At 43.2% G+C, this 25,741-nt stretch carries 23 protein-coding genes and 4 pseudogenes; 18 read left to right on the top strand and 9 right to left on the bottom strand.

Going from position 1 to position 25,741, the window contains the following annotated elements:
- Positions 1-20: 20 nt before the first annotated feature.
- Positions 21-908 carry a LysR family transcriptional regulator gene (locus tag D0A37_RS05870; RefSeq protein ID WP_242722194.1) on the bottom strand — a complete coding sequence of 296 codons (888 nt, stop codon included), beginning with the start codon at positions 906-908 and terminating at the stop codon, positions 21-23.
- 111 nt (positions 909-1,019) lie between these two features.
- Here D0A37_RS05870 and D0A37_RS05865 point away from each other — a divergent pair, with 111 nt between their 5' ends.
- Complete coding sequence (locus D0A37_RS05865) at positions 1,020-1,508, top strand: GNAT family N-acetyltransferase (protein WP_242722192.1); 489 nt, start codon at positions 1,020-1,022, stop codon at positions 1,506-1,508.
- 59 nt (positions 1,509-1,567) lie between these two features.
- Positions 1,568-2,332: a class I SAM-dependent methyltransferase gene (locus D0A37_RS05860; protein ID WP_242722190.1), complete on the top strand. Its 765-nt coding sequence runs from the start codon at positions 1,568-1,570 to the stop codon at positions 2,330-2,332.
- Positions 2,333-2,420: 88 nt separating this feature from the next.
- Here the strand turns inward: D0A37_RS05860 and folD are convergent, their stop codons facing one another.
- Positions 2,421-3,290, bottom strand: a complete 870-nt coding sequence (gene folD, locus D0A37_RS05855; RefSeq protein ID WP_242722188.1) for a bifunctional methylenetetrahydrofolate dehydrogenase/methenyltetrahydrofolate cyclohydrolase FolD — start codon at positions 3,288-3,290, stop codon at positions 2,421-2,423.
- Between the two features lie 144 nt (positions 3,291-3,434).
- Here folD and D0A37_RS05850 point away from each other — a divergent pair, with 144 nt between their 5' ends.
- A complete protein-coding gene (locus tag D0A37_RS05850) occupies positions 3,435-3,860 on the top strand; it encodes a DNA-binding protein (RefSeq protein WP_242722186.1) in 426 nt (141 codons plus the stop codon).
- 221 nt (positions 3,861-4,081) lie between these two features.
- Positions 4,082-4,504, top strand: a complete 423-nt coding sequence (locus D0A37_RS05845) for an NUDIX hydrolase (RefSeq protein WP_242722184.1) — start codon at positions 4,082-4,084, stop codon at positions 4,502-4,504.
- Between the two features lie 97 nt (positions 4,505-4,601).
- On the opposite strand, the gene D0A37_RS05840 is transcribed toward D0A37_RS05845, so the two are convergent.
- Entirely contained in the window at positions 4,602-5,150 is a 549-nt protein-coding gene (locus tag D0A37_RS05840; RefSeq protein WP_242722182.1) for a LeuD/DmdB family oxidoreductase small subunit, read from the bottom strand.
- Positions 5,151-5,328: 178 nt separating this feature from the next.
- On the opposite strand from D0A37_RS05840, the gene D0A37_RS05835 reads away from it, so the two are divergent.
- From D0A37_RS05835 to D0A37_RS05825, 3 genes are all read left to right on the top strand, one after another.
- Complete coding sequence (locus tag D0A37_RS05835) at positions 5,329-6,204, top strand: hypothetical protein (protein WP_242722179.1); 876 nt, start codon at positions 5,329-5,331, stop codon at positions 6,202-6,204.
- A gap of 538 nt (positions 6,205-6,742) precedes the next feature.
- Positions 6,743-8,965, top strand: a complete 2,223-nt coding sequence (locus D0A37_RS05830) for a sensor histidine kinase (RefSeq protein WP_242722176.1) — start codon at positions 6,743-6,745, stop codon at positions 8,963-8,965.
- Positions 8,966-9,593: 628 nt separating this feature from the next.
- The gene (locus D0A37_RS05825; RefSeq protein ID WP_242725379.1) at positions 9,594-11,273 is read left to right on the top strand and encodes an ABC1 kinase family protein; all 1,680 of its coding nucleotides are present in this window, start codon (positions 9,594-9,596) and stop codon (positions 11,271-11,273) included.
- 107 nt (positions 11,274-11,380) lie between these two features.
- On the opposite strand, the gene D0A37_RS05820 is transcribed toward D0A37_RS05825, so the two are convergent.
- Positions 11,381-11,635 carry a DUF433 domain-containing protein gene (locus D0A37_RS05820; protein WP_242722173.1) on the bottom strand — a complete coding sequence of 85 codons (255 nt, stop codon included), beginning with the start codon at positions 11,633-11,635 and terminating at the stop codon, positions 11,381-11,383.
- A 7-nt stretch (positions 11,636-11,642) separates the two neighbouring features.
- On the opposite strand from D0A37_RS05820, the gene D0A37_RS05815 reads away from it, so the two are divergent.
- The 10 genes and pseudogenes from D0A37_RS05815 (at position 11,643) to D0A37_RS05770 (ending at position 20,231) form a co-directional block, all read left to right on the top strand.
- Positions 11,643-12,308, top strand: coding sequence for a hypothetical protein (locus D0A37_RS05815; RefSeq protein ID WP_242716793.1), 666 nt, complete (start codon positions 11,643-11,645; stop codon positions 12,306-12,308).
- A 112-nt stretch (positions 12,309-12,420) separates the two neighbouring features.
- Positions 12,421-12,786 (top strand): hypothetical protein, encoded by a 366-nt coding sequence (locus tag D0A37_RS05810; RefSeq protein WP_242716792.1) that lies wholly within the window; start codon positions 12,421-12,423, stop codon positions 12,784-12,786.
- A 751-nt stretch (positions 12,787-13,537) separates the two neighbouring features.
- Positions 13,538-14,623: a galactose-1-phosphate uridylyltransferase gene (galT, locus tag D0A37_RS05805; protein WP_242722171.1), complete on the top strand. Its 1,086-nt coding sequence runs from the start codon at positions 13,538-13,540 to the stop codon at positions 14,621-14,623.
- Positions 14,624-14,717: 94 nt separating this feature from the next.
- On the top strand, positions 14,718-15,734 hold the full coding sequence (locus D0A37_RS05800; RefSeq protein ID WP_242722169.1) for a M24 family metallopeptidase: 1,017 nt from the start codon (positions 14,718-14,720) through the stop codon (positions 15,732-15,734).
- A gap of 92 nt (positions 15,735-15,826) precedes the next feature.
- Positions 15,827-16,782: pseudogene (locus tag D0A37_RS05795) on the top strand (IS630 family transposase).
- Positions 16,715-16,978, top strand: coding sequence for a hypothetical protein (locus D0A37_RS05790; protein ID WP_242725878.1), 264 nt, complete (start codon positions 16,715-16,717; stop codon positions 16,976-16,978). Before D0A37_RS05795 ends, D0A37_RS05790 begins: the two are co-directional and overlap by 68 nt.
- A gap of 519 nt (positions 16,979-17,497) precedes the next feature.
- Positions 17,498-17,855 (top strand): annotated as a pseudogene (locus tag D0A37_RS05785) (IS1 family transposase); the annotation flags it as partial.
- 80 nt (positions 17,856-17,935) lie between these two features.
- A protein-coding gene (locus tag D0A37_RS05780) for an IS630 family transposase (RefSeq protein WP_242722167.1) occupies positions 17,936-18,935 on the top strand; the annotation gives its coding sequence in 2 pieces (ribosomal slippage) (positions 17,936-17,983 and positions 17,985-18,935; 999 coding nt in all).
- A gap of 4 nt (positions 18,936-18,939) precedes the next feature.
- Positions 18,940-19,318 (top strand): annotated as a pseudogene (locus D0A37_RS05775) (IS1 family transposase); the annotation flags it as partial.
- 202 nt (positions 19,319-19,520) lie between these two features.
- Positions 19,521-20,231: a transposase family protein gene (locus tag D0A37_RS05770; protein ID WP_242722165.1), complete on the top strand. Its 711-nt coding sequence runs from the start codon at positions 19,521-19,523 to the stop codon at positions 20,229-20,231.
- 297 nt (positions 20,232-20,528) lie between these two features.
- Here the strand turns inward: D0A37_RS05770 and D0A37_RS05765 are convergent, their stop codons facing one another.
- From D0A37_RS05765 to D0A37_RS05760, 3 genes are all read right to left on the bottom strand, one after another.
- A complete protein-coding gene (locus D0A37_RS05765; RefSeq protein WP_242722163.1) occupies positions 20,529-20,951 on the bottom strand; it encodes a transposase in 423 nt (140 codons plus the stop codon).
- Between the two features lie 201 nt (positions 20,952-21,152).
- The gene (locus D0A37_RS29325) at positions 21,153-21,344 is read right to left on the bottom strand and encodes a helix-turn-helix domain-containing protein (protein ID WP_445242538.1); all 192 of its coding nucleotides are present in this window, start codon (positions 21,342-21,344) and stop codon (positions 21,153-21,155) included.
- A gap of 415 nt (positions 21,345-21,759) precedes the next feature.
- Entirely contained in the window at positions 21,760-23,070 is a 1,311-nt protein-coding gene (locus D0A37_RS05760) for an IS701 family transposase (protein ID WP_242722161.1), read from the bottom strand.
- Between the two features lie 99 nt (positions 23,071-23,169).
- Here D0A37_RS05760 and D0A37_RS05755 point away from each other — a divergent pair.
- Positions 23,170-24,236, top strand: a pseudogene (locus D0A37_RS05755) (IS630 family transposase).
- Positions 24,237-24,548: 312 nt separating this feature from the next.
- Here the strand turns inward: D0A37_RS05755 and D0A37_RS05750 are convergent.
- Both D0A37_RS05750 and D0A37_RS05745 read right to left on the bottom strand, forming a co-directional pair.
- A complete protein-coding gene (locus D0A37_RS05750) occupies positions 24,549-25,124 on the bottom strand; it encodes an IS630 family transposase (RefSeq protein ID WP_242718430.1) in 576 nt (191 codons plus the stop codon).
- Between the two features lie 5 nt (positions 25,125-25,129).
- On the bottom strand, positions 25,130-25,633 hold the full coding sequence (locus D0A37_RS05745) for a helix-turn-helix domain-containing protein (protein WP_242718428.1): 504 nt from the start codon (positions 25,631-25,633) through the stop codon (positions 25,130-25,132).
- Positions 25,634-25,741 lie beyond the last annotated feature (108 nt).

Raw genomic sequence — 25,741 nt, 5'->3', positions numbered from 1 at the left:
TCAATCTAAAATTTACAATCTCAAATATGAAATCCGCTGATGTGTCTGGCGACTTCCAAAAACCGCTGCACCGCAGCCGTTGGATCGCTGCGCCAAATTAGAGCGATCGCCACAATGCAGGTTGATTCTGGTAACGCTTTGTAAACGACGCCGCTGCGCTGGAAATTTTGCATCGACGCCGGGACGATCGCCACTCCCATCTCGGCGGCTACCAGACTCACAATGGTTTGCATTTGAATTGCTTCTTGAGCCGCGCGAGGGCTAAAACCGGCTTGCTGACAAAGACTGACGATCGCATCGTACAATCCCGGAGCCTGGGAACGCGGAAATAAAATGAACGGTTGGGTGGAAAGTTCGCGTAATTCAAGATGCGTGCGATCAGCCGCCGGATGCGTTTCTGGAAGTGCCACGATCAGCGGTTCTCGAAAAACGATTTCAGAATTTATCCCATCTTCCTCAACCGGAGGACGCACGAAGCCGATATCAATTTGCCCGAACCGCAGTCGCTGCAACTGTTCGTTTGTCGTCAGTTCGTGCAGTTCCAGCGTGACGGCGGGACACCGAGTGCGAAAGGCCTGCAAAATGGCTGGAACCACGTTGTGTGCAGCAGAACTCACAAAGCCGATCGTCAGTTGGCCGAGTTCGCCCCGACTGGTTTGTCGGCCGAGTTGAATTGCTCGATCGACTTGCTGCAGAATTTTCCCGGCTTCCTCGAAAAAAACCTGTCCCGCTGCCGTTAAATGCACCGTCCGCTTGGTGCGGCGAAACAGTTGAAACCCCAACTCTGCCTCTAAATGCTGGATTTGTTGGCTCAGCGGAGGTTGGGCAATATGCAGTTTTTCGGCTGCACGAGTGAAATTCAATTCCTCTGCAACTGCAATGAAATAACGCAAATGCCGAAGTTCCATAGCTCCCCAATCATTTATATTTTAAAAGTATAAGTTGTTAGTTAAACATATATTGGACATTTATGAAGACATTTCATACAGTGATTAATAGGCGAAATTGAGAATTAAACAATGGGTAATTTGGATATCAAAATTAGAGAAGCAGAGCTGGCAGATTTGGAATTAATTGTGGATTTTATTTCACAAAAAAGCGAGTTCGATGGATGTAAAAATTTGTTGGGAGCAACAGCAGATAAATTGCAGCAAACGTTACTTTGCCAGCCTCCGCTAGTGCGGGTTTTGTTGGCTGAAGTTGCGGGAAAAGCGGTAGGATTTGCTCTTGTCTATTCATCCTATTCAAGTTTATTGACGCAGCCGTGTCTTTGGCTTGATGATTTATTTGTGCTAGCTCCTATGCGCGGTATGGGAGTCGGTACAGCGCTGTTAAAGTATTTGGCACAAATTGCTGAGTCCACAAATTGCGGGCGTATGGAATGGACTGTTAATACTGCCAATGCGCCGGGTATTGCTTTTTACCAAAAGCAGGGAGCGCGCATTTTGGAAAATATTAGGGTTTGCCGTATTGATGGGGATGGAATTAATCTGCTTGCTGGCAAATGATTTAATAACGAACCGCAAAGGCGCGAAGAACGCGAAGAGAATAGAAGAGGAGAGAAGAGATGTCACAAGATTTTTGGAATTCAGTGCTTTATGAGAAAAATCATGCTTTTGTTTGGCAGTACGGTGAATCAATTGTGGAGTTACTCGCTCCGAAGGCTGGTGAACAAATTCTGGATTTGGGCTGCGGTACGGGGCAGTTAACTGAAAAGATTGCTCAAAGTGGTGCTTTTGTGCAAGGTATTGATTCATCTTTGTCGATGATTTCCACGGCAAAAGTTAACTATCCTCACATTAACTTCGCTGCCGCAGATGCAAGGAGTTTTCAAGTAGAAGAGCCGTTAGATGCGGTGTTTTCTAATGCGGTTTTGCACTGGATTAAACAGCCGGATGCTGTGATTAATTGTGTGGAAAAAGCTTTGAAGCCGGGAGGACGTTTTGTGGCTGAGTTTGGGGGTAAAGGGAACGTGGGGGCGATCGTCCGGGCGCTTTTGAGTGTTTTGTCGGAAATTGGCTGCCAGGAGCCTGAATCGCTTAATCCTTGGTATTTTCCGAGTATTGGCGAGTATGCTGGGCTTTTGGAAAAGCAGGGATTTGATGTGGGTTATGCGGTTTTGTTCGATCGACCGACTCCCCTAGAAGGTGGCAGCGCGGGTATGGTAAATTGGATTGAAATGTTTGCTGGCGGGTTTTTGTCGGGGTTGTCTGATGATGTGCGATCGGACGTAATTAACGCAGTTGAAGAGCGTTTGCGATCGGCGCTGTACCGCGATGGTAATTGGAGTGCAGATTATCGCCGAATTCGCGTTGTTGCTGTCAAACTGTAGGGTGCGTCGCGAGCGCAAATCTTCAAATACGATCGAAAATTTCAGCAGCGACGCACCCTACGTTAGGTTTATTTGTCATGGCTAATGACTACTTGATACTGTAACTCGAAACGGTATTTTCCAAAAGCATAGCAACAGTCATCGGCCCGATTCCTCCCGGCACCGGCGTGATAAATTCGGCTACTGTTTTAACAGCATTAAAATCCACATCTCCGGCCAAACGACTCGTACCGTCTGGATTGACGACGCGGTTAATACCGACATCAATTACTACTGATCCAGGTTTGACCATATTAGCTGTAATCATTTCTGTGCGGCCGACTGCGGCTATTAAAATATCGGCTTGATTTGTAATCGATTCTAGGTTTTGCGATCGCGAATGAGCTACCGTAACAGTACAATCGGCTTCTAACAGCATCAGCGCCATCGGTTTACCTACCAAAATACTCCGTCCCAAAACAACGGCATTTTTTCCTTTTAAATCAATCTGGTATTCCTGCAATAACCGCATCACTCCGGCGGGAGTACAACTCCGCAAACCTTGCTCCCCGCGCACGAGACGGCCTAAATTTACAGGGTGAAGTCCGTCAGCATCTTTGTCGGGAGCAATTTGGTACAGCAGCCCAATTGCATCTAAGTGTTCTGGTAGCGGTAATTGAACTAAAATGCCGTCTACTCGATCGTCCTCGTTGAGCGCACGAATTGCAAGTTCTAGTTCGGCTTGAGTAGCGTTTGCGGGGTAATGCTGGCCGAAGGAAGCTATGCCAACTTTAGCGCAGGCTCGCTCTTTGTTGCGAACATAGGCTGCGCTAGCTGGGTTGTCGCCCACCATCAGCACCGCAAGTCCGGGAGGACGCCCCTTTTGGGGTTGTAGGGCGCGAACTCGATCGCTCAGCTCGGTTTGAATCTTTGTCGCTAAAGCTTTGCCATCTAGTATTTGAGCAGTTTTGGCATCCATTGTAGACTCTGGGTTAGGGGCGGACGATTTTAGATTCTAGCTTAATCCCCGCCAAGGACTACACTAGAGAAATTTCTTACTTGCGATCGATTCTTGGGATTCTGTTAAAGTAAGTCGTATCTCACATCTCAAATCAGTTGACCAATGACTACTGCAATTAAGCAAGTTTGGGTTCAAAGATTCTGCACCGGCTCTTTATCGCTAATCCTCGCCAGCGGTTTTTTCAGTTGTGGCAATTTACCTCTGTCTCAACTTAATCTTGGTTTTAATGTGGCTAGCATTGGCGACGTTCAACAAAAGCGGCAAGTGGATGCTGAAGTTTATCTCCGGGGAAAGGTGGAAAATCGCGCTCCGTTTGTGGGGAATGCGGCTTATCAACTTGAGGATGGTACTGGGAGTATTTGGATTTTAACCACGCAAGATTTGCCCCAGCTTGGCGATGAAGTGTTGCTGAAGGGAGAAGTCCGCTACAAGAGTATTACTCTGAAGGAATTGGCAGGAAAGGATTTAGGTGAAGTTTATGTTGAGGAAATGGAGCAATTAAAGCGCACTCCAGCGGCTAATAAATAAAAATACTAAGCTGCTAATTTATTTCAATAAGTAATTCTATTTCCTACAAATCAAAGGTTTATAGTTGTGCTTGGGCGATTTGGATCTGTTTATTTATCTTCAAAGTTCATTAACCATAATATTATGGTCTGGGCGGGTTTACCTATATTTTTGGTTAATTTTACAGATGTTGGTGAACCCGCTCCTACAGCACTTTTTTCCTTCTCTTTTCTTTCTAACACATGACTAAAATTCACGTTGCGATCGCGATTTTGTACCAAGACGGCAAGTTTCTCTGCCAGTTGCGAGACGATATTCCTCATATCAGGTATCCGGGACATTGGGCTTTGTTTGGAGGACACTTGGAACCGGGGGAAACACCGGAAGTTGCTGTAGTACGGGAATTATCAGAGGAAATTGGCTATGCTCCTGCAAGTGTTTCTTTTTTCTGTTGCGATGTCGAAAAAGATGTTGTTCGCCACGTTTTTCACTCACAACTTAGTGCAGATGTCAAGGATTTAGTTTTGCTTGAAGGTTGGGATATGAAGTTGTTGACACCCGAGCAGATTAGGGCTGGCAAATGCTATTCTGAGCAGTCAGGAGATGTGCGACCTTTTGGCATTGCTCACCAGCGTATTTTATTGAATTTTATTGAGTCGATTTGAGAAAATTTCCGCGCACCCTAGATGGGAGCGGTTTGAGCTGGGAGATATTCGTAAGGTGCGCCCAATGGTACACCCTACATTGCAGGGGGTTTAACAGTTAAGAGCGAGCAGCAATCATTCCCGTTTGTCGCGCGTAGTCAAACAACCCTCCGGCATCGATTACAGGCCCTACTTCTCCTAAAGGTTTGAGCGAGCAAGTTCGATCGAGAGTGTGGTTGATAATTTGCTCTGCTGTAAAATCGATCGTCACTTCTTGGCCCGTAGCAAACAAGTCGCAGAGCCGATCGACTGATTCCATCGGGTACAATTCGCCAGTAGCCGAGCAATTGCGAAAGAAAATGCGGGCGTAAGACAAAGCCACCACCGCTGTGACGCCGGCGGCCCCGAGAGCTATCGGAGCGTGCTCTCGCGAAGAACCGCAGCCAAAATTTTCGCCCGCTATGATAATCGGATACCGGGTTTTCTGTTCACCGGATTCGATAAACTTACCGTAGCGATCGGGCAAGCCAATCATAGCGTAACTGCCTAGTTTCTCGTACTCATCCGGCTTCGAGGGAACCAGGGTCAGGTATTCGGCCGGGATAATTTGATCTGTATCGATGTTGTCGTCTACAACAAAAATTTGACCGCTAATTACTTTACCCATAGTTTATTTCCTGTTAGCCTCGCTCGATGCTGTGGTGATAATTTTAAGTGGATCGGTATGCAAGATTTGCATCTGTTCATTTTAACCTGGCGGTGTCAGTGATAACCTGTATGAGTAAAAATTAGATCCGAGACTTTGGGTTAACAATTAACAGATTGCTAAGCGTCAAGATAGTTTTATGGCAAATCCAATAGATGACATTGCTCGACAAGCTCGCGAGGGCTCGGTTGCATCGATTATTCAAATCCTTAATGACGAACTGGCACAGGTAGGGGTCAGGGCCCGAGCTGTGTTTGCAGACGGGGTGCTGCAACTGCTGTGCGAAGCTGCAACGCCCCAACTGCTCGAAGAGTTTAGTTTGGTTGATCGAGTCCGAGAAATTTTGGAGCGCATTTCGCCCCAAAATATTCGCCGAGTCAACATCAACACCCGGCTTGTCCGAGAACACCAACTGCTGTGGCTGGAAGAAATTAGCCGGGATTCGGAGAATCAACTGCTGTGGTCTCAAGAAATTAAACTCAGAAAACCGAATTTGTTCAAGCGTTTAGCCACCGCCCATCAGGAACGACAAGCTCTCTCCGGCAAGCGGGCTTTGCCGAGAATGGCTGTATCTCGATCGATGCAGCAACCGCGGCAATTTCAGCGCGGTATCGTCGGCGGCATCAGCTTGACGGTGCTGTTGCTCGCCGTAGCGGCCGCCATCCACAAAGGACTCAATTCCCAAGTGCCAAACAGCACACAAGCCACCACCCAAGCAGTGGCAACTGCCCCTCCTTCGGAGGCAAAGCCTGCTTTGAAAATTTCTAAGGAGACTGTTAATTCTGCTGTTGACTCTTTTTCCCAAGCAGTGCGAGTCGCCGAACAAGCAGCCACCGAGGGCAAAACCGCTCAATCTCGCGAGGATTGGTTAGTCGTAGCTGCTAAGTGGCAGCAAGCTTCGGATTTGATGGCCGCCGTGCCCTCCAAGCACCCCCGCTACACAACGGCTCAGAACCGGACGGCACTTTACCGCAAAAATAGCGATAAAGCCCAAGAGGAAGCACAAAATAAGTAAGCAGGTAAGTGGGATAAATTTAACCAGAGACTTCGCTGGGCGGCTCTAGGTGTTGTGAAAAAGGAGTTTTTGAGCAAAAACTCGAAAACTCTTAGCTATGTTATGAGTGATAATTTTGGGATTTTGAATTTTTGCGATCGGCGTCACTCGATCGGCCGATTTGTATCAAAATAAAAATTTGTTAAGATCACAAACTTAAATAGGAAACATCACACAGTGAGAAGAGGGGTGCCACTAAGCGGTCTCTAGAAAAGCTTCATCCTACTAATAACCGTCAAAATTAGCGGGAATGGGATTGATTATCATCCGGTAAAGAATGGTAAAGTTCATTCCGTACAGATCGAAGGGTAGAAAACAGGAAAATAGAAATCTGTCAGATCTGGGTATATTTTCACATATCTAGTGACCCGCCGACAGGCTGCACAAACACAGAAAGCAGAGTCATAACAGTCAAGCCGACAGTTATGGAAAGCTTCTATATTTGTTGCAGCGGGAGCCGGATCAAACATCTTAGAATTAGAATAAAGGCTTGGTTGCCATGATCGATTGCCAGGGAAATCAAGACTTTAGTCCGATCGACCGATCGCCGTCCGAGTCTTGCACTTTGCATTTACCGCAAATCCCAGAACCACTATCAATCCCAAAATTTCTGGATCGTCTTATGCAGTTCCAGGTCGATCCTGCCCTTCTCGGGCGACAAATTTGCCAAATTCTCGCGACCAGCTTTGATGGAGAAATCCTGCTGCAGCAAATAGCCACTACTTTGGGGGTTGCGTGGGGGGCAGATTTCTGTTTGGTTACTGCTGTGGTTGACCAAAAAGTAGTACCTCCGAATGCTTACTGGCAAAATAGCAGCGATTTCCCCTATGTGGCCGGTGTTGCGGATTCCACTGAAACACCGGAACGCCCCCAAACCCCAAGATTAAAACCGCCTAGCATATCACTCGAACATCCCGCTTGGGGAAACGTCCTAGCAGACGGCGAGATAGTGGCGATATCCGACTATCTTGATAGTCCAGCAGCTTCATCGCCCAATTCCCCTGTGACTGCGCTGCCTTTTCGGGCAATTTTGGCAGGGCCTGCGCGATTTGGAGGGGCTGTAAATGGCATGATGATTGTTGGTAAGTCGCAACCTCACGAGTGGTCGGTAGCCGATCGGCAGCGCCTCGAAGCAGCATCGGAGGCGATCGGCAGCGCGATTTCTCACCTTCAAAAAACTCAAGAAATTGCCAGCTTAAATGAACAGTTACAGCGACAAGCTAAATACAAAAATCTACTCATCTCAGTTGCTGCATTGAGCCCGACAAATTCAGAAATTGAGCGAATATTGCAGCAAGTTATTGAAAATACCGTTGATACCCTGGAAGTAGATAGAGGTCAAATCTTGCTATTGAAATATACAGACCCTCTATTTACAACTCGCTCCCCCAATCAAACGCCCAAAGCGAAAGTCGAATTAGTTTGCGAATCAGTTGTAAAAAAAGATCCAAATAAACAGGCAATAGCACAAAGCTCGGCGGGTAAAAAAAGCTCAACATCCAAAACAAAAAACAAGGATAAAACGGCTAATTCCCCATCCAAAATCCCCAACTCAAAACCAAATAACTCTCCCGCTTTTTGGCTGTCAGAATCTAATTTGTGCCACCAAGCATTCTACAGCGCACCCAAACCCCTCGCCCTCGCTGACGCAGGCGCATTAATCGGCAAAGAACAAGAGGCAGCAACAGAAATTTTGAAACTCCAAGGCATTCGCGGCTTGCTGCTGTTTCCCCTCACGGGCGGTAGCGGTCAGGAAACAGTTTTGGGTTTCTTGGTTTTGCAGCACTCGAAGCCGCGGACTTGGAACCCGGAAGAATTAGAAGTTCTCGAATCAGTCAGCGCTCAAGCGAGCAAGATGATTATCCAAACTCAAACGCTTAAGGAATTGCAAACCGTAGTCTTCGACAGAACCACTCAGTTGCAGCAAAGCCTCGACGTGCAGGGGAAACTGTACGAACAATCTGCCAATCAGCTAGAGCAAATGCGGAAATTGAAGCTGATTAAAGACGAGTTTCTCAGCACTCTGAGTCACGAGTTGCGTACCCCTTTAACAATCATGAAGCTGGCGATTCTGATGCTCAAACAAGCTGAACTGCCATCAGCGAGTCGGATTAAGTATCTCGACATTCTAGAACAGCAGTGTTCTAAGGAAACTGCTCTGGTTAACGATTTGTTAGCCCTCAAGCAGTTTGAGCCTCAGCAAGTCCCGATTTCTCAAATCAAAATCGATCTCAACCGTTTATTTCAAGATTTAGTTAGGGATTTTGAAAAACAGTGGGCGGATAAGCAATTGACTCTGAAGGTGGATTTGCCCAAGTTGACCCCTTGCTGGGAAACCGACCCGGACATTCTCAATCGAATACTGCTGGAACTGCTGACGAATGCTGGAAAATACTCTGCTTCTGGAACGGCGGTAGTTTTGGAGGTGTCTGAGGCAGCCGGCTATATTGTCCTGAGCATTTCTAATTTCGGGCCCGGCATTTCTGCTGCTGATTTGCCCCACATCTTTGACAAGTTCCGCCGTGGCACTGGCATTACTGACCAAGCTATCGCGGGTACGGGTTTGGGTCTGGCTCTGGTAAAGTCTTTAGTGCAGCACTTGAATGGTACTATTGATGTATCTACCCGTCCGGCCGAAAGTTCAGAAGCTGACGAGTTGTGGCGTACATCTTTTACTCTGACTCTGCCTCAATTTCCAGCGGAACTCTCTAATCTAGAATAATAGTTTGGTGGAAAAGTGGTTGTGAATTGGCAGCGAACAGACTAAGACTTGCCTTTTTAGGGAGATTCGGATGTGGCAAACGCTACCACATCCTGATTGTTGATTTGTTTGTTTGGTTTCCCATCTAAATTGGCGATTCTCCATTGCTGATTTTCCCCAGGACTTATATTATGTCGGGTTATTGGCCCGTAATATCGTTTCCGGTTGCATGGGAATAATAAAATCGAGTCCACAGTTAACACTCAACCATTCAGTTTTTAGACCCGCCCGTCAACAGTCAACAGTCAACAGTCAACAGTCAACAGTCAACAGTCAACAGTCAACAGTCAACAGTCAACAGTCAACAATAATCCCGGTGCAACCGGAATTGATATAATTAGTGCGTGTTTGTAGTGAGTATGAATGTCCTCTATTTATTATTAATTAATCAGGACTTGCATTACTTGCTAGGAACTTAATTATAATTGTATAGTCGGAGATGCTATTACGCAGTATAGACCAAAGAAACTGAGTTTTTTAACTGTTTGTTTCAAAGGCCTGCAACCCGTCTTTTCGTACAAGCCGGTTTCTGCGTCCTGGATTGTCCCCTAAAAATTGTCACGGTGCATGGAATTCGATCGCCAATATTATGCTCACAAAAGCTGCACCTAAAACCCTGCGTTGGCAACGTTCTAAATATTCGCCACTGGCACGACAAATAGACATTTTTGCAGCGGCGGGAAAGTTTATGTTTTTTTTGTGGTGGGATGGACTGCTGCAAAATAATTCTCCTCATACTAGAAGAATTCGTGCTCATTGGTTGGTCAATACTTTGTTGAATTTAGGCCCGACTTTTATTAAAATCGGGCAGTCTCTCTCGACTCGGGCAGATTTGCTACCGCTTGAGTATGTGAAGGAACTCGAACAGTTGCAAGATCGGGTTCCTCAGTTTAGTTCCGAAGAGGCGATCGCTCTTGTAGAATCAGAGTTAGGCAAGGATATTTATGCTTTGTACCGCGATTTTGACCCGTCGCCGATCGCTGCTGCGAGTCTGGGACAGGTGCACAAAGCGAGGCTGCACACCGGGGAAGATGTGATTGTAAAGGTGCAGCGTCCGGGTTTGGAAAGTTTATTTGATTTGGATGTGAAGGCGGTGCGCCAAGTGATGCGTTTTTGCGATCGCTATTTGCCTGGGACGCGCAAATATGACCTGGAATCTATCTATCACGAGTTTTTTAAGATTTTATATCAAGAAATTGACTACGTGCAAGAAGGTAAAAATTCCGATCGCTTTAGCCATAATTTTCGAGAATATCCTCAGGTTATTGTCCCGAAGGTCTACTGGCAATACACGACTAAAAAAGTGCTGACTCTAGAATACGCACCCGGCATAAAGGTGGACGACCGCATTAGTTTAGAGGCGATTGGAGTCGATATTGTGAAGCTCAATCAACTCGGAATTTGTTGTTATTTAAAACAGTTGTTAATAGACGGTTTTTTTCAAGCTGACCCGCATCCGGGAAATTTGGCGGTGACAGAAGATGGTAGCTTGATTTTTTACGATTTTGGGATGATGGCTGAGGTGAAGTCTCTGGCTAAAGACCAAATGGTCAAGACTTTTTTTGCTGTGATGAGAAAGGATGCTGACGAGGTACTCAATACTTTAATTTCGATCGGTTTGGTTGAGCCGATGCCGGATATGATGCCGGTACGCAGGCTGATTGCTTTTCTGTTGGATAAGTTTATTGATAAGCCGATCGACTTTCAAGCTTTTAATGAAATTAAGAACGAACTTTACATCATGTTCGAGCAGCAACCGTTTCGCTTGCCCGCAGAAATGATGTTTATTGTCAAGTCCGTGACGACTCTCGACGGCATTGCTAGAACTCTCGACCCTGACTACAATTTCATAGCATCCGCTCAGCCTTTTGTCAAGAGTATTGCGGTGAGTAAGGGGCGGGGAAATGCGATCGGAGAATTGGCAAGGCAAGCGCGAAGTTTTATTACATATAAGTTACGGCAGCCGAGCAAATCGCAAGTTTTTATCAAGCGTTTGGAGCAGCGAATTGAAGAGGGTGAACTGCAAATTAGAGTCCGAAATATCGAGAGCGAAAGAGCCTTGAAACGCATTAATTTAGCTTTGAAAACTCTAATTTTCGCTTGTCTGACTGGTTTTGTGTTTTTGTCGGGTGCAGTGCTGCTAGTGGGCGGATATCAAACGGGGGCGATCGCAGCTTTTGCGGTTTCGGGATTCGGTGGCTTGTTTTTGTTACGCTCGTTGTTAGACTTGTTGGTTAAGGAAAAGCTCGATCGAATGGTCGAAAAATAAATATAGTGGGTAATTGGGAATTGCGCTCGTAGTCAGGACTTTAGCCCTCATTAACAAAAACTAATGCTGACTCATGTCTCCTGCATTTGTAGGTTATTTAATGCGGTTCAACGCTCATATTCCGATTCTTCAGCCACTAAATCTGCTTCTATCTCTGCTCGATTTTCGTGAGAATAAGTCAGTGTAGGCTCAACCTGCGCTAAGCCGAGATGCTCCCATTCTGCTGCTATTTCGTCAGCAATATTACCTTGTTTATATCTGGGGGGGTGACGACCCGCCCCAAACCCATATTTAGTAAGGATTGAGCCAACTTGTGGTAAAAAAAGATAGGCAGCAGAGTTGTTACACGCTTGCCTATCCAAAAAAATAATGATACCAAGATTCTACCAGACTCATTTACAAAAACACCTGACGCCATCTCAGTTTTTGGTGATGACAATTTTGCTATCCTTGATGCAATCAGAAAAACAAGTGAGATTAGAGCGGCTCTCCCGAGTATTTCCCTGTCTAATTACAGCCGAAAGTCGGCGACGTAAATTACAAAGATTTTTAGATTTACAGAACTTAACAATCGAATTAATTTGGTTCCCATTAATTACTTATTGGTTGACCACTTATTGCCGTGTTGGTACTCGCTTATCAATCGCAATTGATCGCAGTCAATGGGGCTGTATTAATCTGTTCATGGTTAGCTTAATCTGGGAGCGAAGAGCAATTCCATTGTACTGGTCATTGTTGCCGAAATTGGGCAGCAGCAACTTCGAGGAACAAACTACAAATCTACAGCAAGTTTTACCATTGTTTTCAGAATATAAAGTCATCGTTTTAGGAGATCGTGAATTTTGTTCGGTCGATTTAGGAAACTGGCTGAAGGAAAAGGGTGTGTCTTTTTGCTTAAGAATAAAGAGGAATCATTGTATCGAAATAGAACATTTAGTTTGGCAGCGGTTAGATGAATTAGGAATAGTAGCAGGAACCTCTTTATATTTTCAAGGTAAAAGAGTTAGGAAAACACGGGCGTCCCACTGGATTTGATGTTGCTTGTAAGTGGAAAAAAAACTATGGAGCCTGGAAGGTTGATGAAGCATGGTTTATTCTCACAGATTTAGGTTCATTATCGGCAGCTATCGATGCTTACAAGCAACGGATGGGCATTGAAGAAATGTTTAGAGATTGTAAAACAGGAGGCTACGATCTGGAAGGAACTAGCTTAAAAGAAAATCGACTTATTAACATAATTCTGCTCATGACACTCGCCTACAGTTCGGCAATATTTGAAGGCACATCTCTTCGGAAAAAGCAGGTAGAAAAATATGTATGTCGGCGTCAAGAACCTAAAAAAAGATATCGAAGACGGAGTACATTTGGTGTTGGCTTAGATGGAGAAAAGTGGGTTAATTATCTCGAACAATATTCTGATGTGGTGGAACAGTTAATAAAGTTAACTCCAAATAAACGTCGCTTTTATCAACAAGGTATGCGGGCTGCAACCCTGATGGGGTCTATCTCCTAGGCCTCTTTGTCACCCCCCCAGGTTTATATAACACTGTAATTAGCTGCACTAAGGTAGCATTACCTGCAATAATAGGGAGACAATTGCGAAGGTGTGGAGCGCGGAGAATTAAAGGGGCAATATCCGTTAAAGTTAGCCTATGTGAATCAGAGGTTAAAAATTAGGTACTCCTGCATATTCAGTATAATTAAGGGTTTTATTTGATAGCTCAACTGGCGTTTTACTCATGAATCAAATACCAAAGAGCTGCCTCCAATATTGGGGAGTATTTTAAAGTGGGAATTTTATTTATTACCCTACGAGATATTCTTTGTATCAGAGTATTATTAAATCTTTAAATCTTTCTATATAGTTAGTCTGACCACTATCCTTTCCTACTGCTATATCTTGTTAAACAGGAGAATTGGTGATTTTTTGAGCCATCAAGTTTTTAATCTCGTGAGGGTCGCTCTTGATGAAAGAAAAAGGAACTCCCTTTTTTGGCACACTATATATAGTGGGCCTGCGTAAGTCCTGTCAAACCTAAAGTCCTTTTAGAGATGACTCAAGAACTCATTAGTCCTCATAGCGAGCACTTTAGCTAAAAACCCCGTGGGTTTCAACTCCCGGCGGACTTGCGGACGGTCGGCTGACGTTGGTACTGCAAAGTAAACTTGTTAACATAATTTGCGAGTTGAGGTACGGGCGGATTCTCAAAGCACGAAGTTATACTCCTAACATATATTAAACGCGATCGCCCGCCCCTACCAAAATGCACTCCCAAACATTGCAAAAACCAGACGGTCGTCCACTCACACTCTACAGCCGCTACCCAATCCCAGAAGGTATCGTGGCCGTAAGTCCCAGCAATGAACCCGTAGAGGCGAACCCGCACTTTCGCTGGCATCCTTTGCGGGGGGAATGGGTAGCATACGCCAGCCACCGTCAGGGAAGAACTTTCATGCCGCCGCCGGAATACAACCCGCTGGCAGCTACAATTAACCCTAAATTTCCGACAGAAGTGCCGCCGGGAAATTACGATGTAGCTGTTTTTGACAACCGCTTTCCCTCGTTGACTTTGCAGGCAAAAAACGCACCTGCAAATATTGTCGAAACTTTGCCTGCTAAGGGCATTTGCGAAGTCGTTGTTTTCACTCAATATCCGCTGGCTTCCCTCGGTTCTTTGGAATTAAGTCACTTGGAATTGTTGTTAGAAGTCTGGGCCGATCGCACTTCAGTTATCGGCAGCAATCCCGAAATTGAATACGTCTTGCCCTTTGAAAATCGCGGCGTCGAAGTAGGAGTAACTTTGCACCATCCCCACGGTCAAATTTACGCTTATCCGTTCGTGCCACCAGTGCCGACGCGGATGTTAGAATGTCAGTCGGTTTACTATCAAAAACATAGTTCCGGTTTGCTACAAGATTTGATTCAAAAAGAGATTGCTGACCAACAGCGAATTCTTTATTTAGACTCCGAGGCGATCGCCTTTGTCCCCGCTTGCGCCCGCTACCCTTACGAAGTGTGGATTGCGCCGATCGCCCCGGCTGCTACATTTATCGATTTGACCCAAAAACAGCGGCAATCACTCGCTAAGGCCTTAAAAACAGTCACCCTCAAATATGACGGTTTGTGGCATCGCCCATTCCCTTATTTGATGGCTTGGTTTCAAGGGCTCACAGACGGGAAACCCCATCCAGAAGCGCATTTGCACGCCCAATTTTATCCGCCCTATCGATCGAGCGATCGGCTAAAATATCTAGCAGGAACCGAACTAGCCGCCGGAATGTTTGCCAACGACGCTTTACCAGAAGAAAAAGCTAAAGAATTGCAAGCCGTATCTGTCCATATAAGCTGAAACGCATTTAAATTTTCAAGTAAAGTTTGATGCAATTATTGTGGGGTGGGCGTCCCGCCCGCCCAAAAAATACAATTTATATGCAAAAAAGCTAATGATAAACTCATTAAATCAAGAAGTCGATCTAAAACTCGAATTCATCCGCAAAGCCTTAACCGAAACAAAAGCGGTTGCCCTTCGCTTGCGCGGCACAGACTGGTTTGCCTGGGCCACAGCCGGCGGTTCCCATACAGTATTGCTAACCGCAGAAACCGGAGTTGCAGAACTTTTAATCACCGCCGAAACGGCTTGGGTACTCACCGATGAAATCGAAGCCCAGCGCTTGCAAGACGAAGAATTGCCAACCAACTTTCAAATGCACATCTATCCTTGGGCAGATGTGGCACAGCGCGAAGCTTTTGTCAAAGAAATTACTGGTGACGGTAACGTCATGAGCGATCGGCCAATTTATCCCAAAGAAACGCCAATAATCGCATCTTTACAGTCTCGCAAACAGACAATGATGTCAAGCGAATTAGAGCGATACCGGCGAGTGGGAAGTTTAGCCAGCGAAGCGATGACAGAGGTACTTTCTGCCGCCAAACCAACATGGACAGAATATCAGCTAGCGGGAGCCGGTGCAGAGGCTTTGTGGGCCAGAGGTTTGCATCCAGCCCTGACATTAGTTGCTGGAGAAAGGCGTTTGCCGCTGTACCGCCACGCCACAGCAACCGCCGAACAAATTGGGCGACAAGCAATGTTAGTATTTTGCGCCAGAGGATGGGGTTTGTATGCAAATTTAACCAGGTTTGTCTGTTTTGGTTCCCTAGCCGAAAAGGATGCACAATTGCACCGACAAGTCAGAGAAATTGAAGCCGCAGGGTTGAATTTTTGCCAGCCAGGAGTATCGCTGAATGCGGTTTATGATACGCTGAAAACTACTTACGAACAGCACGGATATCCTCAAGCAATTCGGGAACACCATCAAGGCGGAACTACTGGATATTTGGCGCGCGAAGTTGTGGCGAATCCGGCTACTTCAGATATAGCCTTTCTCAGAAAGATGAGGTATGATGTAACTGACTTGAACGAAGTGAAAAATATAGAACCAGAAAATGTCATGCAGCTCTAATTCAATGAGCGCTCACAGCATTTGCTCGACCCACAGCATTCACTCGACTGACAACTATCAATGATTGTAGAAACTATCACACATTAGTAAAAATGAAAACTTATTCGATTGATTTTAGACAAAAAATTATGGATGTGTACCATAATGAACCGCTGTCCCAAAGAGCAATAGCCAACCGTTTTTGTGTAGCCCTTAGTTTCGTTCAAAAACTGATTTGCACAGTATCGTGAGACCCAAAATATTGCTCCTCGAACTGAGCGATGCGGAGTCAAATTAAAACTGAATGCAGAACAACTGCTGATTTTAACGGAGTTGATTGAAGCAAATAATGATGCAACTCTCGACGAACTCCGTTATTTACTGTACCAAAAAATTGGTTTTACCATCAGCATAGCAACGATGGGAAGAATGGCAAAACTCTTAAACATGACTTTTAAAAAAAACTCTTTTCCCCTCAGATAAAGGTACTGACAGAGTTCAGAACCTGCGATATGAGTTCTGGCAAAAAATCCGAGAAGTTTGTTTAAAAGACTTAATATTCATTGATGAATCTGGAGTAAACTTGGCACGGGTTAGGTTATATGCTCGGTCTCTAAAAGGTTCAAAAGCCAAGGGTCCAAAACCGAATAAACGCGGAAGAAATGTCTCAATAATTGGAGCTATATCGGTCCATGAAGTCCTAACATCAGTCAATTTAATAGGTACAACCGATGCAATTACATTTGAGGCTTTTATCATCCGAAAACTCGTACCAAAATTATGGAAAGGTGTTTGTGTAGTGATGGATAATTGTACTATTCATACTGGACAAGAAGTAGAAAAAGCCATCAAAAAAAAGGGGGCAAAATTAATATACTTGTCGCCCTATTCGCCGGACTTCTCCCCAATTGAAAATTTATGGTCAAAACTTAAAAATATTCTCCGTTCAATCAAGACGACTAATTATCAAGAGTTAGCAAAAGCCATAGAATTTGCCTTTAATGAAGTTACATCAGAAAATATTTGGAATTGGTTTACTCACTGCTGTTATTGTACCTCATCTTTTTGAGAAAGGCTATATTTTAGCAGAAAATACGGCTGTGGCTTGGAATCCGAGTTTGTCGGGAGCAAAAATTGAGGATACGTTTGTAATTCACAGCGATGGAACGTTGGAAAATTTAACTTTCGATCCGAATTGGCCGAGTGTAGAAGTAGCGGGAAGGTTGCGGCCAGTGCCGCTGGAAATATCGAACCATCGACTTTAGTCAATTTAACTTATCGCTCTATTTTCATTTCAGGCCCGATGATCGACAATTCATATCAATTCCGGTTGCACTCCTTTTGTACTCCTTATGATTGTTTACGGTTGACTGTCAGCCGAAAAACTAAAATAATTGTGGAGTGTTGACTGTTGACTAGAGGGTAGTGATGTACAGTAAGGGCTTAATATATTAAATCAACATAAATTTCAGAGGTAAAAGTATGGAATGTCCTAATTGCCCAAGCGATTTTTTTATTAAAAATGGAAAGACTTACAGCACTTTGCGAGCAAACCCGCCACAATTCGAGCTATCTAAATAGGCTCAAAAAACAAACCACAATGATTAAACCAATTGAGAGCATTTTCATCAGTAATAAGATTAACAGCCATAGTGATGGCTTCATCAAGAGCATCGGATGTGCGAGCTGCTTCAGAACGAAGAATTTCTGGCGTTGCTGAATTAGGGTATGATAAGGTTATAGTGCGAGCGCCAAAAAATAACACTTCAAAAAACGCAGAGCTTATGCAATGTCCTGAATGTCAATCAACTCATGTTAATAAAAATGGTCATAAAAAAGGTAAACAGAATTATATTTGTGTCGGTTGTGGCAGACAATTTATAGATTGCTATCAACCTCATAAAGGTTACTCGGAAGAAGTTAAACGTGAATGTCTCAAAATGTATGTCAATGGTATGGGTTTTCGAGCAATTGAGAGGATTAAAGGAGTACATCACACCAGCATTATAAATTGGGTCAAGCAAGTAGGAGAATTGCTCCCTGATGCTTACGAACCAGACACAATTCCCCGGGTGGGAGAACTTGATGAACTAGAAACGTTTGTTGGTCAAAAAAAATAAGCTTTGGCGAGCGACGGCAGTAAGTAGTTAGACAGAATTAATTACACAAATACATACTATAATAATATTCCAGGCCAAATTATGAGTTAATTACAGTTTCATATGATGTTTATCAGGGAAATAAATCCTCTTTCGTCTAAATTGCTCGACTCGAATTCATCGCCAAAGCCGACATCATCAGGTACGTCAAAGATCACATTGCCTCATATTAGCTTCGCAAGGAGTAAAAAAAGTAGAGTTAATGAATATTTTCAGAATAAGTTATAAGACACTCTATAACTGGTTCAATCGCTGGGAATCAGAAGGAATGATAGGACTTTATAATAAACCAGGAAGAGGTGCTAAATCACTATTTAACTCTTCGCAAAAAGCCCAAATTAAAGAGTGGGCTAAACAAGAACCCAGGCAATTAAAAAATGTTAGCCAAAAGGTTCAAGAAGCCTGGGGCATAAGTCCGAGTATAAAAACAATTCAAAGAATACTAAAAATGCTGAAGATGAGTTGGCATCGTATGCGTAAAGGAGTTGCCGGAAAGCCTCCAGCCCAGGAATATCAAGATAAAAAGGCGCAAGTAGAAGAATTAAAGCAATTGGATGCTCAGGGTAAAATTGATTTATATTACTTGGATGAAACGGGATTTTGTTTGATTCCTTGTGTCCCCTATGGCTGGCAAAATATCGGAGAATATTTAACAATTCCTAGTCGTCGTAGTCAGCGAATGAATGTATTAGGAATTATGAATCGAAATAACCATCTTGAAAGTTATATTTCATCTCAAAGTATTAATTCAGATGTGGTTATTGCCTGTATTGATGCTTTTTTCCCCGCAGTACATAAGCCAACAGTGATTGTCACAGATCAAGCTTCTATTCATACCAGTGATGCTATTGTTGACAAACTTGAAGAGTGGAAACAACGTAATATTACTCTTTTTGAGTTACCTTCTTACTCTCCTGAATTAAATTTAATTGAAATCCTATGGCGGTTTATTAAGTATGAATGGATTGAGATATCTGCTTACAAAAGTTGGGAAACTTTCGTTGGATCTGTCGAAAAAATTCTGAAAGAATTTGGAGAAAACTATGTAATTAATTTTGTCTAGCTACTTAAATCACTTTCAGCCAGGGATTTTAGGATGGGTATTGGGAGATCATAGTGCTATAACTTTTCGACAACTATGGGAATTAGTTGGCAATTGGAAATGTTACTTTTATATCACAGATGGATGGCCAGTTTACCCCATGTTTATCCCAGATGGAGACCAAATTATCTGTAAAACTTACATGACCAGAGTAGAGGGCGAGAATACGCGACTACGACATTACGCAAGCCCGGCTTCATCGCAAGACACTGTGCTATTCTAAGTCGGTAGAAATGCTTAAACATTCTATTCGGTTAGTAATTCATTATCTTAAGTTTTGGGATGTTCCGGTTCCCTATCCATCCTATGATTTCAATCGCCCTCAAACGAGGCAAATCGGGTAGCCCAAACATCCCTTGCCCGCACTTATCATACCTCAATTCAGCAACGCCGAATTTCTTTTAACTTTGACCAACATAACTCAATAGACATCTCCCAAAAAGAAATGGTTGATAGAGCGCTCTTAAATTATAATGGAATTATACCCCCAAAAACATGAGCCAACTCCGAGAATATATTGAAAAGCATCCATCCGAGGCTCAAAGAATGTTGGGTATAGACTACGACCAATTAATACAACTAATTACCCATGCAGAAAATTTGTACGCTCGTCAAAAAGCATCTCAAGAAAGTCAGAAAACTCGGCTCATTAAACCGGGCAGCGGGATCCCCCCTAAACTAACGATAGCAGACCAAATTATTTTGACATTAGTGTACCTGCATAACTTACCTACTTTTCAAATGCTTGGGGTACAATTTGGCATTGGTGAATCAACCGCTAATTATATTTTTCACCGCTGGGTAAAGATTTTAAGAGATTTATTGCCGGCTTCGGTGTTAGAACAAGTAAAAAAAAATGATGACGATCGGGCATGGGTTCTGGAAATTTTGAAAGATGTTGAGTTGATAGTAGATAGCTACGAGCAGCCCATACAAAGACCTACGGACAATGAAGAGCAGAAAAAAAATTACTCTGGAAAACAAAAGAGGCATACTAAAAAGAACCAGGTAATAGTCATGCCATCCGGTAAAAAGATTGTTGACGTAGTAGTAGGAGAAACCGGAGCAACAGCCGACATAAACATTTGGAGAAAGCAGAGAGCGTCATTAGAAACATCACAAAAGTTTCAAGGAGATAAAGCTTATGTAGGAGAACCATTAATTAATACTCCTCATAAAAAACCGCGTCAGGGAGTTCTGACTCCAGCTCAAAAGAGAGCGAATAAGTCAAAGGCTCAAAAAAGAATATTTGTCTAGCATCTAATTAGATTATTAAAAATATGGAGAGTAGCATCAGAAAGATTTCGCTTAAAAACGAAAAATTACGAGAGAGTAATTTTGGTGGTATGTGGATTAGTAAGATGGCGAATAGGTGCGCTCGTTATGTGTCAATAAAAGTCCCTACAAACTGAAAAAAAAACAGTAAAATTTAGGTCATAAAATTGGGCAGTTTTTATCGATCAACCGTTGAAACCCTTATGGAAGCGTTGGTTTCTGACGGACGGTTCCTGCAGGAACCGTCCGCCAGAAACCAAGCGGGGAAAGGGATTGGGATTATGGGAGAGGTCTAATGGGCGATAAATCAGGCGAGTATGGAGGCAAAAATTTTACCTGACATCCAACAGATTCAATTAAAGCTTTTGTAGTTTCAGCATAATAATGTACAGGTAAATTATCCATGACTACAATTGCTCCAATCCACAACTGAGGTAGTAATATTTTGTCCACAAATACTAAAAAACTCGCTGTGTTTAGACTACCTGGAAAAGTCATAGTAGCAATTAAGCCTTCATCACTCATAGCTCCAATTAAAGGGATGTTTTTGCCTTTATTTCCTGGGCGGTTATAATAGACTCTGGCTCCACCTTGGCACCTACCATAGTTTCGTGTCCTAGCCCGATTTACACCTGTTTCATCAATGAATACGAGGTTTTTGATGTCTATAGTATCTAGCCCAAGCCTAAATTCATAGCGCAATTTTTGTACTCTTTCTGTAGCTTGCTCACTCGCTACTAAAGTTTTTTTTTACGCCTTCATTTTAAACGGTTAAGAGTGCGGGACAAAGTTGATATACTTACTTCTATGCCTTGGCGCTCTTTTATTTTTTCTTTAATTTCTCGCAAATATATATCGCTTTTCTCTGTCACTATTATCTTTAACAATTCTTGCTCTTTACCTTTAAGCTTCGAGCGGCGAGCCCCTCAAGAGAGTCCTGGCAGCTATCTCCCCCGTCTCTCGATACCGACGCAAAAAGTCACGTATAAACGATAAACTGACTTTAAATCGTTTTGCTAACTCTCTTTGTGTGCCTTCTTTGTTTTGCCACGCACTTAGTATCTTCTGTCGTAAGTCAATAGAATATGCTGCCATCTCTAAATAATCTTCTTTTTTTACATCTTTAAAGTTTACCATCTTTGTGGCGGGTCTGATCTAAAATTGCTGTATTACGGAAAACAGCGACTTAAGGCGTTGCTGAATGGATGTAAGGATTACTGTGTTCGCAGGGATGTAGGAGCTACTCGATTTGCCTCGCTCGAACGCGATTGAAATGATGCCCTGAATCGGGACACATAAAACAAGAACCGAGTTGGGAAATCTCTGAAAATCTAGATGGTCTTAAAGAAAAAATTTGCGCTTTTCTTGGGGAATTTTCAACAAAAGAAATAGCATCTATCGCCGGATGGGACTACATTTTATCAGCCCAGGCTACTGTTGCATAACTTTGGAGAATAGGTAGAATATCATGTCCGCTCGATTAACCATGATATAACCCTCTTTTGTCACTCTACGCAGAGGAAAAGGGGAAATAAGGGATATTGAGGTTTTGAAAAATTGAACTAGTTAAATTATTGACAAGCATTTGAAGTTTAAAAAAGCCCTCGGATAACTTAGGAACAGTAAAAACTTGTAGCCAAGGTTTAATAAAGTTAAATAGTACAAATGGTTGAAGTATTAAACGGAGGTTGTTAAGAATATTCTTCCACCCATTTCCTTGATTCCACCAAGGATGTGATGAAAAATTAGATTCAGATTGTGGTGGTAATTTTAGCAGTTGTTCAGAGTGGAGACTAACCATCAAATAAGCGCTAAAAATAATTTCCCACCATTTTTCTATTTGTAGATAATTAGTTAAGCGAAAATCTGCCCATCCTAATTCGTTTTTACTTGGCTTCAAACCATATTCTACCCAAGTTCTTAAACCATAAAAATTACCTACTTCTCTGGGTGTAATGTTGGAAAATTTACTCATTACATACCAAGTAGTTTTTTTTTGCAGATCCTCTTTATCAGTTGTGATTTGCCAATATTTAATTTCCGGATTATCACCACAAATAATCTCTCTTATATATCTGTCTTCCGAGCTTAAATCTGAGAAGACACCTTTGAATCTTTGCCACTTTGAATATTTGACTTTCGCGTCTGTAACTCCCCATGCTTTGTGGTTAGAGCGAATTGCCACAATAAAATTTAGATTCAATTCCTCTAGTATTTGAATAAAATTTTTACTACTCTCTCCGTATAAACTATCTGCTAGGACAAGATTAAATTTAAATCCCATCGCACGCAATTGTTTGAGCATTTTTGCGGCAATTTCAGGTTTAGTTAGATATTCATCTCCTGGTTGCAGTCTTTCTCTCGGTTTATAAACTTCAAATAATAGAGGAAAAGTCAGACCAGATAAAACACCATACGCTGTAACTGCAACGATACCATTATCTGTTTTACCTAAATTTCCAATGTACTGCCGTTTTACATAATCAGTCGCATCCCCCTTTTTTTTATCTCCTGTCTCATCAATTATTAGTACTATTGGACGCCCTTGAAGTACATATAATATTAATTCTAATCGTTGCTGACTTAATTCTTTTACATCCCAAGGTGATTGTGTTAAAAAATGGTGTAATGCTTGATGATTATCTAGCCCTACAACTTTCGCTATTGATGGTAGTGTTTTACGTTTTATGTCCGATATCATACCGACATGTAAGTAATTAAAAGCTTCAAAGCTCCTAACTTCTGGAAATATGTTTTGGTAAATTTGACAGTATTCATCTATAAATTTGACTGTGGGTACTGGTTGACGAGGCTCTACCATAGGACTGGCAATGCTTTTGGGGTGTGTCACTGATTATACTACCACAAGAGTGACAAAAGAGGGATAATCAGGAGGAACACCACCCCCATCAAATAAAGAATGCCAAAACGAATTACGATCGCGCCTCATCTGAGTCCAGACGAAGCTCCAAGCTCGTTTCCGTCAAGCTAAAACAACCACCCAGGCTCATCACTACCAGATTATTTGGCTGTTAGCCATTGGAAAAACCACCGCAGAAGTGATGGTAGTGACAGGTTATAGTCGTGGTTGGATTTATGAATTAGTCTGGGGCTACAACCATTTAGGACCTGAATCCCTCGGAGATCAACGTTGCCAAAATACCGATCGTGATCCTCTGCTGAATGATGTGGAACAAGCTCAATTGTGGCAAGTCCTACAGCAGCCACCCCCTGATGGCGGACTGTGGAATGGTCGTAAAGTGGCTGACTGGATGAGTGAACTCAAGGGTGAAAAAGTCTGTCGTCTGCATAGGGTGGGAATATCTCAAGTCAATGAAGTTTCGATTGAGAGTTCCTCGCCCGGAACATCAGGAATCAGATATCCGCAGAACTTGCAGGAATGGAAAAAAAATCTGGGTCGGTTCGTCAAGAAAATCAAGAAGGAGAACCCAGAAAGCGACGTAGAAGTCTGGTCGATGGACGAACATCGGCTCGGATTGAAACCTTTTTTGAGGCGGGAATGGGTGGATGAGTTTAGTAATGCTACGGCTGTTGTTAACTGGCGGTTTCAATGGTTGTGGTTATATGGTTTCGTACATCCGAGTACGGGAGAAACATATTGGTGGATACTGCCATTTGTCAACAGCCAGCTTTTCGAGCAAGTTTTAGAAGATTTTGTCAGACATTGGAAAGTAGGATCGAAAAAAACAGTCGTTTTATATTAGTTGTAGACGGAGCCGGATGGCACTGAGCGTGAAAATCCCCGACGGCATACATTTGTATTGTGTGCCTTCACACTCGCCCCAACTCCCACCAGCAGAAAGGTTATGGCCACTGACAAATGAACCGATAGCCAATCGCTGTTTTAAGAGCTTAGATGAATTAGAAGCAGTGTTATTTGAGCGATGTCAAAAACTGTTAAATCCTGGCGGGGTGACAACCCCGCCAAAACCCGGAGCGGGTGAGGGGTTGACCGACTTGTGGTAAAAAAAGATAGGTCAGAAGAAGGTTCCCAACGACCTATCAAAAAATATGCTACCCCTATTTTATCAGACGCATCTCCAACAACACTTAATACCAAATCCGGGTATCATACCCCCGTTATGAGGACAAAAAAACTACTCGCTTGTGTTATTTTAAAAAATTTAAAGTGAGGGTATATTTTGAAGGAAAAATGTCACTAATTTCACTAAATATAACTATTAAGAATTAGCTTGCCAAGTGAATCTATTCGCTTGGCAAGCCGAGGCCGCTCGTTGATGATTATTTATTTAGATAAGTATGCCAAACAATTATCAGCTACCCTGCTTCAGAGGAGATGTTTTGTGGCCACCAATAATAATTGGTAAGATTTTTGATGGGTTCTGTCATGGTTGTCGATAAAATTTGACAACGTTCTTCCAGAACTGCTTCCAAGTCTTGTATTTTGTCAAAACTTTTATTGACTAACGGTTCATCCGCCACAGACCAGAGTCTTTCTGCTGGTTGAAGTTCCGGAGAGTAAGGTGGTAAATATTCTACATAAATTCCTGATGGTAGAACCACTCGCTCGCTCCTATGCCAGCCAGCTCGATCCATGACTAACAAGATGATTTTCGATTTTCCGACCACTGTTTGTTCGGCAAAGTTTTTTAATACTAGATTCAACCATTCTATGTTAACTCTCGGAATGATAAACCATTCGGTTTTTCCCGTTGGAGGGTTAACAAATCCGTAAAGATATACCCATTCGTAACGGTGACAAACAACTGCTGATGGCCTTTCTCCAATTGGTGCCCACACTTTACGGATAATTGGCTTGAGTCCTACTCGATGTTCGTCAAATGACCATACTTCTATCTGGTGTGACGGAAACTCTTTTTGCAGTTCCCTCACTCGGTTTAAGAGTTTTTTTTAAATTTTTCTTGTTCAATTTCATCCCCTTTCTTGTGTTGGGGTCGAGGTCTTTGAGGTGAGTAACCGCACTTTTTTAGATATTCCCAACCCCTCTGTTTTCCAACTTGTTTTCTCCCAATTTTTTGGGCGATCCATAATGCGACTTTTGGCCCACTCCAGATGCCTCTATCGGGCGATTCTCCTTTGAGACTTAAACGCAGTTCTTCTAATTGCTCTGTGTTAAGTAAGGCATGGCTGGGACGTTTTTTTGGGGGCTGCTTTTTGAGATGAATTGCTGTCTCTCCTTGTTGATTGTAGCTTTTTACTATTGCTCTGGCATAGTCATAATTAATCCCCACTACTGCTGCTGCTTCTTTAATAGTTGAGGACAGCGCAATTAACCATAGTAATTGCCAGCGACGCGCTTCGATCGGGTGGGTCGCTTCTCGGTAATTATGCTTGAGTTGTGCAGCACTCAAGTAAGGTTCCAGATGTGCTACTCTTGTCATCTTTTTGTTTGAACCATTAACTCACCAAGACAATTGTAGTTCAGGAACGCCACCTGTTTTTGTCTGTCGCTCGCCTGCGGCTGTGTCGCTCGCCTGCGGCTGGTTGAG

It is taken from the genome of Microcoleus vaginatus HSN003 (genome assembly GCF_022701255.1).
Taxonomy (GTDB): Bacteria; Cyanobacteriota; Cyanobacteriia; order Cyanobacteriales; family Microcoleaceae; genus Microcoleus; species Microcoleus vaginatus_B.
Note: the sequence above shows the minus strand (reverse complement) of the source record. Positions and strands in the feature narration are given on the sequence as shown.